10 protein-coding genes and 1 pseudogene are annotated in these 9,365 nt (G+C 64.0%); 9 read left to right on the top strand and 2 right to left on the bottom strand.

Annotation, left to right across the window (positions count from 1 at the left end):
- Positions 1-269 precede the first annotated feature (269 nt).
- From ABXS05_RS31835 to ABXS05_RS31810, 6 genes are all read left to right on the top strand, one after another.
- Positions 270-1,028, top strand: coding sequence for a heme ABC transporter permease (locus ABXS05_RS31835; protein ID WP_367626686.1), 759 nt, complete (start codon positions 270-272; stop codon positions 1,026-1,028).
- A gap of 1 nt (position 1,029) precedes the next feature.
- Complete coding sequence (gene ccmD, locus ABXS05_RS31830; RefSeq protein ID WP_367626685.1) at positions 1,030-1,233, top strand: heme exporter protein CcmD; 204 nt, start codon at positions 1,030-1,032, stop codon at positions 1,231-1,233.
- Positions 1,230-1,823 carry a DsbE family thiol:disulfide interchange protein gene (locus tag ABXS05_RS31825; RefSeq protein ID WP_367626684.1) on the top strand — a complete coding sequence of 198 codons (594 nt, stop codon included), beginning with the start codon at positions 1,230-1,232 and terminating at the stop codon, positions 1,821-1,823. Before ccmD ends, ABXS05_RS31825 begins: the two co-directional genes overlap by 4 nt.
- 36 nt (positions 1,824-1,859) lie before the next feature.
- A complete protein-coding gene (locus tag ABXS05_RS31820; protein WP_367626683.1) occupies positions 1,860-2,363 on the top strand; it encodes an RNA pyrophosphohydrolase in 504 nt (167 codons plus the stop codon).
- Positions 2,363-2,860 (top strand): RNA pyrophosphohydrolase, encoded by a 498-nt coding sequence (locus ABXS05_RS31815; protein ID WP_367626682.1) that lies wholly within the window; start codon positions 2,363-2,365, stop codon positions 2,858-2,860. The genes ABXS05_RS31820 and ABXS05_RS31815 overlap by 1 nt, the downstream gene beginning before the upstream one ends.
- Positions 2,861-3,035: 175 nt before the next feature.
- Entirely contained in the window at positions 3,036-3,446 is a 411-nt protein-coding gene (locus tag ABXS05_RS31810; protein ID WP_311934589.1) for an acyl-CoA thioesterase, read from the top strand.
- Between the two features lie 75 nt (positions 3,447-3,521).
- Here ABXS05_RS31810 and yddG read toward each other — a convergent pair.
- Positions 3,522-4,412: pseudogene (gene yddG / locus ABXS05_RS31805) on the bottom strand (aromatic amino acid exporter YddG).
- 149 nt (positions 4,413-4,561) lie between these two features.
- The gene (locus ABXS05_RS31800) at positions 4,562-4,996 is read right to left on the bottom strand and encodes a group III truncated hemoglobin (protein WP_367626681.1); all 435 of its coding nucleotides are present in this window, start codon (positions 4,994-4,996) and stop codon (positions 4,562-4,564) included.
- A 135-nt stretch (positions 4,997-5,131) separates the two neighbouring features.
- Between ABXS05_RS31800 and ABXS05_RS31795 the strand changes: the two genes are divergently transcribed.
- The 3 genes from ABXS05_RS31795 to ABXS05_RS31785 all read left to right on the top strand — a co-directional run bounded on the left by ABXS05_RS31795 (position 5,132) and on the right by ABXS05_RS31785 (position 9,269).
- Complete coding sequence (locus ABXS05_RS31795; RefSeq protein ID WP_367626679.1) at positions 5,132-6,448, top strand: S41 family peptidase; 1,317 nt, start codon at positions 5,132-5,134, stop codon at positions 6,446-6,448.
- 250 nt (positions 6,449-6,698) lie between these two features.
- A complete protein-coding gene (locus ABXS05_RS31790; RefSeq protein ID WP_367626678.1) occupies positions 6,699-8,363 on the top strand; it encodes a GSCFA domain-containing protein in 1,665 nt (554 codons plus the stop codon).
- Positions 8,364-8,393: 30 nt separating this feature from the next.
- A complete protein-coding gene (locus tag ABXS05_RS31785; RefSeq protein ID WP_367626677.1) occupies positions 8,394-9,269 on the top strand; it encodes a phytanoyl-CoA dioxygenase family protein in 876 nt (291 codons plus the stop codon).
- Positions 9,270-9,365: the final 96 nt, after the last annotated feature.

Here is a 9,365-nt window from a genome sequence, read left to right as displayed (position 1 = left end):
AGGTCCGCCGCCACCGCCTCCTCCGTCACCTCAGATGGTGCTGCAATGGAACTGAAACTTAACCGGACAGCCGTGGGACGGGCCCGGCAATGACAAAGCTGGCGCTCGGTACATCGTGATAATGCCGGACCTGTAGAAATCGGCAGCGGCCCGTCCCCGGCCGACGCAGGACTTCCTCATGGATCGGGGAAGTCCTTCGCGCGCGGCTCTCGGATATTTGTGTTTCCTGCGTCATTGTTTCGCCGCGCCGGCGCGGGTAAAACAAGCCCATGTGGAAATATGCCAACCCCACCCTGTTCATGGGCCTTGCCGGCCGCCTCCTGCCCTGGCTGGCAGGGGCGACGGTGCTGCTGTTCGCCGCCGGTCTCTATGGCGCGGCCCTCGCGCCGGACGACTACCAGCAGGGCGCCACGGTGAAGATCATGTATATCCACGTGCCCTGCGCCTGGCTCGCCATGGCCGGCTGGGGCGCGATGTCGCTTTCGGCGCTCGGCGTGCTGGTCTGGCGCCATCCCCTCGCCGAAGTGGCGATGAAGGCGGCCATGCCGATCGGCGCCGCCTTCACCTTGCTCTGCCTGATCACCGGTTCGCTCTGGGGCCAGCCGATGTGGGGCACCTGGTGGGTCTGGGATGCGCGCCTGACCTCGGTGCTGGTGCTGTTCCTGATGTATCTGGCGCTGATGGCGCTGTGGCACGCCATCGAGGATCCCAGCAAGGCAGCGCGGATCTCGGCCGTGCTGGTGCTGGTCGGGGCCATCAACATTCCGATCATCAAGTTTTCGGTCGAGTGGTGGAACACCCTGCACCAGGGCGCCTCGGTGTTCCGCATCGGCGGCTCCACCATCTATTCCTGGAACATGCTGTGGCCGCTGCTCGACATGGCGCTGGCCTTTACCCTGCTGTTCGTCACGCTGCATCTGACGGCGATGCGCAACGAGATCCTGCGTCGCCGCATCCGCACCATGCGCCTGATGGCTGCGGCCGGCGTCACCCCGGCCATGACCGCCTCGTTGCCGGTGGAGGCGTAAGATGGTGCTGTTCGGCATGGATCTCGGGCCGCATTGGGCCTTCATTGTCTGGGCCTATGGCCTCGCCGTCGCGGTGATCGTCCTGCTGATCGCCTGGGTGGTGCTGGATCACAAGGCGCAGCACAGAACCTTGGCCGACCTGGAAGCTCAGGGCCTTCGTCGGCGCTCGCGCCGGGACGCCAAGCCGGACGGACAATTGCCATGAGCAACAGCCAGACCCTGCCGCCGGCACCGCGCCGCCGTGCGCTGGTGTTTCTGCCCTTGATCGTGTTCGCGGCGCTCGCCGGCCTGTTCTTCTACCAGCTCCGCTCCGGCGGCGACCCTTCGGCGCTGCCTTCCACCTTGATCGGCAAGCCGGTGCCGCAGATGAGCTTGCCGCCGCTGGCCGAACTGGTCCGGGATGGCAAGGCGCTCCCCGGCCTTGCCACCGCCGATCTCAAATCGGGTGGGGTCAGCGTGGTCAACATCTTCGCCTCCTGGTGCGGCCCCTGCCGGGACGAGCATCCGGTGCTGATGAAGCTGGCCGGCCTCGGCAAGGGGCGCCTGGTGGCGATCAACTACAAGGACGACCCCGACAATGCGCGCCGCTATCTCGGCACCTTCGGCAATCCCTATGCAGCTGTCGGCGTCGACGTGAACGGCCGCTCCGCCATCGACTGGGGCGTCTATGGCGTGCCGGAGACCTTCGTGGTCAATGGCAAGGGGGAGATCGTCGACAAGATCGTCGGCCCGCTGAGCGAGGACAGCCTCAAGACCAGGTTGCTGCCTGCGATCGAGGCCGCCTCCAAGTCCTGAGCTGCTATTCCCAATCTGCGACATTCCGGGCCCGCAATGACCGACCGCTCCAAGCTTCCCTACCGCCCTTGCGCCGGCGCGGCGCTGTTCAACGCGCAAGGCCAGGTCTTCGTTGGCCGCCGCAAACCGCGCACCGGCAGCGCGCCCGATAGCTTCGAATGGCAGATGCCGCAGGGCGGCATCGACGAGGGCGAGGACCCGCGCGAGGCGGCGATCCGCGAGCTCCATGAGGAGACCAATGTGCGTTCGATCGCCTTTCTGGCCGAGGCGCCGGACTGGTATTCCTACGACCTGCCGGCCGAGGCCGTCGGCGGCGGCTGGACGGCGCGCTATCGCGGCCAGACCCAGAAATGGTTCGCCTTCCGCTTCACCGGCCCCGACAGCGAGATCGACGTGCTCAGGCCGGCTGGCGGCAAGCACAAGGCCGAGTTCGAGGATTGGCGCTGGGAAGATCTGACCGCCTTGCCTGGCCTGATCGTGCCGTTCAAGCGCGGCGTCTACGACGAGGTGGTGGCGGCCTTCCGGCATCTGGTGGCGTGATGGACCAGACCAGACCCTATCGGCCGAATGTCGGCATCGCTTTGTTCAATGCCGAGGGGCTGGTGCTGGTCGGCCGCGCCGAGACCTCCGGGCCGGAACTGATCGTGCCGGGCTTCGAATGGCAGTGCCCGCAGGGTGGCATCGACGAGGGCGAGGACATCGTCGCGGCCGCCAAGCGCGAACTCTGGGAGGAGACCAACGTCCGCAGCGCTTCCCTGCTTGCGGTGACGGAGGAATGGTGGCCCTATGATTTCCCGCCTTATGACGGGCCACCGCACAAATTGTCCCCCTTTCGCGGCCAGAAGCAGCGCTGGGCCGCCTTGCGCTTCGAGGGGCAGGACAGCGAGATCGACGTCGTCAACCTGCCGACCGGCGAGCCGCAGGAATTCTTCGGCTGGCGCTGGGAAAGGCTGGCGCGGCTGCCCGACCTGGTGACGCCGCACAAGCGTCCGGTCTATCTGCGCATGGCGCAGGCCTTTGCCGGGTTCGGGGCCTGACGAGCCGGGAACCTTTCGCCGACCCACCCTGTTCAGCGTAGATCCATTGGACGGATTGGCGCCCTGCCATGCTTGTGCCAAGCTATGCTGCTTCAATGGCACTTGGGCTGTATGGGGGCTGCATTTCGGAAGTGGCGTCCCCATATGCCGATTTTGGCGCGGAGGCGCGGAAGCGATGTTTCGGAACGTCATGCCCTATGATTATACCGTCGGTATCGATCGCTCGGATATCGACTTCATGGGCCATGTCAACAATGCCAGCTACCTGAAATGGGTGCAGGCGGCGATCATCAGCCATTGGGAGCGCCTGGCGCCTGCCGAGGCGCTGAAGAAGCATGCCTGGGTGGCGCTGCGTCATGAGATTACCTATCGCAAGCCGGCCTTCCTCGAAGACGATGTGATCGCCACCGTCATTCTCGAGAAGGTGCATGGTGCGAAGGCCTTTTACGGCATCATCATCAAACGCGGCGAGGAAGTGCTCGCCGAAGTGAAGTCGAGCTGGTGCTGCCTGGATGTGGCCACCAAACGCCCGAAGCGGCTTTCGAGCGCCATCATCGAGCGTTTTCTCGGCAGGCCGGCGGGGTAGTGCGCCTCTGGAGTGCCGATCCTCTCGCCTTGGCTCCGTCAAGTAATGGAGCGAGATCGGCATTCCAACCGAGGTTCATACCTCCACCGCCGGTTTGCGTGGGGGAAAAAGCTGGTCGCGTGAGGCGATGAGCGCCCCGCCGACGATGAGCAGCACGGCGAGTGCCAGAGCCAGGCTCGGCGATGCGATGCCGACGGCGACCAGGATCAGCGTCGAGAGCACCGGCGTGGCATAGGAAGCGACGCCGAGCAGGCGGATGTCGCCATGCTTGACCCCGCGATCCCAGGCATAGAAGGCCAGGCCCACCGGTCCCAGGCCAAGCCCGACGATGGCAAGCCACTCCTAGGCATCGGGCCATATCGTGGTCTCGAACAGGGCGTGGCAGACCAAGGCGAGTACGCAGGTCACCCCGCAAAAGCCGACCACCGCATCCGTCGGCACCGCCTTGAAGCGACGCGACAGTACCGAATAGCCGGACCAGATGAAGGCGCAGGCGAGCGCCAGCGCATAGCCGGGGCCATTGGCCATCTCGAAGCCCGAAACACCCTTGGCGAGGGCGAGCGCCAGGACGCCGGCAAAACCGAGCAGAGCGCCCGCAACATGATACCAGCGCAGCCGCTCGCCAGGCAGCATCGCGGAGAACAGCACGATCAACAACGGCCAGAGATAGGCGATCAGGCTGGCCTCGGCCGGCGGTGCCCGCTTGAGCGCCTCGAAATAGACGGCGTGATAGCCGAACAGGCCACCGACGCCGAGCGCCCAGACTGGCCAGGGCTGGCGCAGGGCCGCGGTGGCGCCGGGGCGGAACAGCCAGGAGGCCGCGCCCATCAGCGTCGCTACAGCGAAGGTCAGCCCGAGCAGTTCGAAGGATGGGATGCGGTGAGTGAGCGCGGTGGTCAGGGCGAGGACGGACCAGAGCAGGATGGCGATCAGGCCGATCAGGGTGGCGAGCAGTTTGGCGGGCATGGATGGTTCTTTCGGTTGCGCCTGCTATGCCGCAAAATCGAGAGAGGCGCCATCCGGGATTTTTGAGCGACGTGCCGCCACGCTTGTTGGAGGTGAGTCTGATGCCGTCATTGCGAGGGGAGCGAAGCAAGCATGGTCGGCAATGCTATTTAAGCCGGCAGCCTTCTCGCCTGGTGCCGCGGCGGCCGGATCTCGCCGTGCTGGGTGCCGATCGACATCTCGAAACTGTCGGCGATGCGGCGGGCGCGGTCGATGAAGAGCAGGGCGGCATTGCGGGGCAGCACATCGAGGCTGGTGCGCTCGAACAGATCGAGCCAGCGATCGAAATGCCGGCCTTCCAGCGGCAGCATCAGATGAGGCCGGAGCGGTCGGCCGTCATAGCGACCGCTGCGCAGGATGACCGATGACCAGAAGGCGCAGAGCTTGGCGAGATGGTCGTCCCAATCGGCGACCTTGGCATTGAAGATCGGCCCGATCAGATCGTCCTGCCGCACCCGGCCATAGAAGGTGTGGACCAGGCGCTCGATCATCGCCTCGCTGATCGCGGTGCCCTCAGGCTCGCTCATATGGATGCTGGCTGCCATGGCTGTCTCTATGCCGGAAAATACAGGCCGGCACCAATGCGCTGGTGTCGCAGCAGCTATTTTTCGGCGGTGCTACTGACATTTGGATGCCGCATCACCATGTAATTGGAAATCATTGGAAGAGTGGAGGCCGCCATGCGCATGCGTCCACTTGCGATAGCTGTTCTTCTTCTTGGTTTGATTGCAGTTCCGGTCAGGGCTCAACAACAACCGGACCCTGAAAACCCGGACAACGATACTCGCGAGCAACTTTACGAGCTTGGTCGTTTCATTGCGATCTATCAGCGGGTGCTCGCCACCTATGTCGACAAGCCCGCACCGGACGTGCTGATCCAGGGTGCGATCGGCGGCATGATGTCGAAGCTCGACCCCCATTCGCGCTATGTCGATCCCAAAGCCATGTCCGACATGCAGCAGGAGCTTGCCGGCAAGCGCGTCGGGCTTGGCCTCGAGGTCGAGGTGCAGGGCGGCCTGGTCAAGGTGGAGCATGTCCTGGATGCCACGCCGGCCGCCACGGCGGGCTTGAAGGCGGGAGACATCATTCTCAAGCTGGACGGTGATACCGTCCGGGGGCTGAGCCCGGCAGCGATGCTGCAGCGCATGGAAGGAGCGGTGGGCAGTTCCGCCACCCTGACCATCCGGCGGCGTGGCAATGCCGTGCCGCTGTCCTATACGCTCATGCGCGAGATCATCCGGGCCGAGAGCGTGCGCTTCGAGGTGATGGGTGAGGATGTCGGCTATATCCGCATCCGGGAATTCAACGAGCAGACGCCCGACAGCCTCAGGCGGGTTGCGGAACGCCTGCCGACGGCCTTCCGGCCTGGCACCTTGAAGGGCATCGTTCTCGATCTGCGCAACAATCCTGGTGGTTTGCTCGATCCGGCGATCATGGTGTCGGCGGCCTTCATCGGCAAAGGGGTGCTGCTATCGATCCGCGGGCGTGAGCCCGACCAGTCGAAGGTCTATATCGCCCATGGCGAGGACATCACCGGCGGCGTGCCGCTGGTGGTGCTGATCAACGGCGGCACCGCCTCGGCGGCGGAGATCGTCGCCGGTGCCCTGCAGGACTTCAAGCGCGCCACCATCCTGGGTACGCGCTCCTTCGGCAAGGGCTCGATCCAGACGGTGACCCGCCTGCCCGACGACAGCGCCCTGGTGCTGACCACGGCGCGCTACTATACCCCGCTCGGCCGCTCGATCCAGGCTCAGGGCATCGAGCCCGACATCGCCGTGCGGCAGCAGGATCCGACCGGTGCCGGCCTCGGCCATGCCACACCCGGCGAAGCAGGCCTGACGGGTCATCTCAGGGGAACGGGCCTCAAGGACGAGAGCGGCTCATCCCTCTATGTGCCGCCCAATCCTACCGACGACATCCAGCTTCGCATTGCCCTCGACATGCTGCGCAGCACGGAACGCGAACGTAGTGAATTGTGGCGGCCTCCCGGGAACTGAGTGGCGGCGATTCGAACGCAAAAACGCGCCGCCCTGCTTCGCGCCGGGGAGGTCGTTCTGCAACCATCGGCTGCGTTCCATGGCCGATATGAGCCGGTGGCGTGCAGGGGCGGCGGCGGGAAGCCACCCGCGGGCAGACACAAAATCGTCACAAAGCTGTCTCTTGACGCCGAGCAACATTCCATGGACTCATAGAAATCGTCGAGTCAGGAGAACATAGCTCAGTTCAACCAAAATCATCAGAGGTCCCGTGCCGCTATACAAATCGTCTGCTGTAGATGCAATCAAGCTTCGTAAGGCGAATGAATACAGTTTCTGGGGGTCGAGAAATGCTGCTAATCGAGTGGAACCGATTGCCAGTCCGCATTTTGATTTTGAGTTAGATCTGGAGCCGGGTGACAAGATCTTCACCGTTGGATCGTGCTTTGCACGCAATGTGGAAGGCCGGCTTGCCACCGCGGGCTATCGCCTGCCGATGCGGGATTTGATGGACGATCGCAGCTTCGCGGGCGTGCATCCTCGGGCGCTCAACAATTTCAGCACACCGTCCATCTGGAACGAATTGGGCTGGGCCACCGGGGAATTGCAGTTCGATGCCGAGCAGGCCATCGTCGAATATGGCTCCGGCAGATGGCTCGACTTGCACGTCACCCACAATGTGCAACCCGCGCCCCGGGAGACGGTGCTGCGCCGACGCTCGGCCATCACCAAGGCCTATGGCAGTTTCAAGGACTGCAAGCTGATCATCGTCACGCTCGGCCTGGTCGAAGTCTGGTACGACAATGTGGCAGCTACCTATCTCAACAGTTTGCCGCCACCGCCGCTGGTCCGCCGCTATCCCGAGCGCTTCGAACTTCACGTGCTCTCTCATGACGAGACGCTGGATTATTGCGACCGGGCCTTGGGCCTCCTGCGCAAATATGGGCGAAGCGACGCGGTCATCCTGATGAGCGTATCGCCGGTGGCGCTCGGAATTACGCACCGTCCCGAGGACGTGATGGTGGCAAATTGCTACAGCAAGTCCGTCCTGCGTACGGTCACCGAGGAAATGGTCGCGCGCTACGACAATGTGCACTACTTCCCCAGCTATGAATCCGTGCTCCAGAGCGACCGGCAGATTGCCTGGATGAATGATTTTACCCATGTGAGCGAGACGCTGATCGCTCATAATGTCGACCGCCTGGTCCGGCATTTCGACGCAGGCGGCGTGGGCGGCGACAGCCTGGAGAGCGCCCAGGCCAGTATCGAGGCGGGCGGGGCATCGGCGGCTCATTTGCATGCCGTCGAGGCGCGCAAGGGTGATCCGAGTTCGGCGGCGCGCTTCTTCTCCGAGTTCGGCGAGTGGTCGGAGAAGTCGCCGACCTTTGCGACCGAGCACATCGAGTGGCTGGTCGAGCAGAAGCAGGCCACCAAGGCGCTGGAGATCGCATCGCTGACCGATGCCCGCTCCGAGCGGATCAAGATGGCGAAGGCGCGTGCCCTGTTGATGCTCAAGCGCAACCGGGAGGCGCTGGACATCCTCTATGATCCGAAGCTGGAGGAAGCGCGATCGAGCCGCTACTGGTCGCTTCGGGTCGAGGCGGAAGGAAACAATGGCGATGTCGCCGCGCTGGAGACCACGCTGAGTGGCTGGTCGCGCGCTCTCCCCAAGCATGCCTCGCAGGCGCGGATCCATGTGGCGCGCGCCTTGTTGGCGCAATCCTCGGTTGGGCGCGCGCTCGAACTGCTCGAGCTTGCGCTGGTCGACAATCCCAAATCGGCCCTTGGCCATATCCTCTGTGCCGAGGCGCATCTATCGCGTGGTGACCTTGTCGCCGCCAGGCAGAGCTTCGAACAGGCGGAGCCGGCAACGCCAAGCGAAAACCGCCGCTACAACAAACTGAAGGACAGGATCGGCGAACTGGTCGGTGCGTAATTGATTTGAAGCAGGAGCTTGGGGGCGCCTATGCTAAGCGAAGTTCAGAAGAACTCATTCGTCGACAAGGGCTATTGCACCGTCCAGATAGACCTGGACGCCAAATGGACGAACTGGGCGATCAACCTGACATGGAGCCAGATCGACAGCCATTTCGACCGCGACGATCCCAGGACCTGGATCGGTGAGATCGAGGACGATTGCCGGTCCGCCACGCTCGCCAAACGCCGCGGCCGGCTGAAGTTCAAGGACAATGTGTTCCGGCATCCCGAACTGATCCGCATGATGTATGGCAACGGCCCGGTGATGTCGGCCGTGCGCAGCCTGATCGGCGAACGCTGCGTCGGCCGCCATGCGACGCGCGGCCTCTATCCGATCTTTCCGACCCCGCAGTCGAGCGACACGATCAAAGGCGGGATGGATGCCCATCCCTTCCAGGTGAATGCCGTCCTCTATCTCGACGACGTTGCCGAGGATGGCGGCGCCTTCAGCGTCTGGGAAGGGAGCCATTACATCATGGCGAAGGCATTTGCCGGTCGCGCTTCCTACAAATTGCTCGACAATGTCGAAGCCTTGCGCCTGGAGGCGGAGGCCCGTTGCCGTCATGTGATGCTGCCGGGGCCGCGCGGCACCCTGGTGCTGTGGCATCATCGCCTGCTGCACACGCCGACGACGAACCGGACCGACAAGATTCGCTATGCCTTGCTCGCGGACTACTACCGTGACGACTGGCTCGACCAGGCCGACGAGCCCCACACCGCGGACTTCTGGGAAGGGTGGCCGCTCTCTGCGTCGCCGTCGTCGAGGCCGGCCCCCGAACCGGAAACGCCTGGATTGACCGTCTCGCCGCGAAACGCCAGGGCGCGTCGAAGCAAGGAACTGGCGCAATCGGCCGCTCCGGCATGAAGGCGTAGGGCCTGTCTTCGCGTAAGAGGGCCGCTTGCCGCGTCTGCCAGGGCATGAGGGCGATGGGCTGGCGCTAAAGCGTTTTGCGATCTGGCG

The sequence above is a fragment of the Labrys neptuniae genome (genome assembly GCF_040797145.1).
Classification (GTDB): Bacteria; Pseudomonadota; Alphaproteobacteria; order Rhizobiales; family Labraceae; genus Labrys; species Labrys neptuniae.
The sequence above is the reverse complement of the archived record's forward strand: the minus strand, read 5'-3'. Positions and strand labels throughout refer to the sequence as shown.

What these genes read in the sequence shown, in the direction of transcription:
- ABXS05_RS31835 (WP_367626686.1), top strand. Translation starts at nt 270, where the DNA reads ATGTGGAAATATGCCAACCCCACCCTGTTCATGGGCCTTGCCGGCCGC.
- ccmD (WP_367626685.1), top strand. Translation starts at nt 1,030, where the DNA reads ATGGTGCTGTTCGGCATGGATCTCGGGCCGCATTGGGCCTTCATTGTC.
- ABXS05_RS31825 (WP_367626684.1), top strand. Translation starts at nt 1,230, where the DNA reads ATGAGCAACAGCCAGACCCTGCCGCCGGCACCGCGCCGCCGTGCGCTG.
- ABXS05_RS31820 (WP_367626683.1), top strand. Translation starts at nt 1,860, where the DNA reads ATGACCGACCGCTCCAAGCTTCCCTACCGCCCTTGCGCCGGCGCGGCG.
- ABXS05_RS31815 (WP_367626682.1), top strand. Translation starts at nt 2,363, where the DNA reads ATGGACCAGACCAGACCCTATCGGCCGAATGTCGGCATCGCTTTGTTC.
- ABXS05_RS31810 (WP_311934589.1), top strand. Translation starts at nt 3,036, where the DNA reads ATGTTTCGGAACGTCATGCCCTATGATTATACCGTCGGTATCGATCGC.
- ABXS05_RS31800 (WP_367626681.1), bottom strand. Translation starts at nt 4,996, where the DNA reads ATGGCAGCCAGCATCCATATGAGCGAGCCTGAGGGCACCGCGATCAGC.
- ABXS05_RS31795 (WP_367626679.1), top strand. Translation starts at nt 5,132, where the DNA reads ATGCGCATGCGTCCACTTGCGATAGCTGTTCTTCTTCTTGGTTTGATT.
- ABXS05_RS31785 (WP_367626677.1), top strand. Translation starts at nt 8,394, where the DNA reads ATGCTAAGCGAAGTTCAGAAGAACTCATTCGTCGACAAGGGCTATTGC.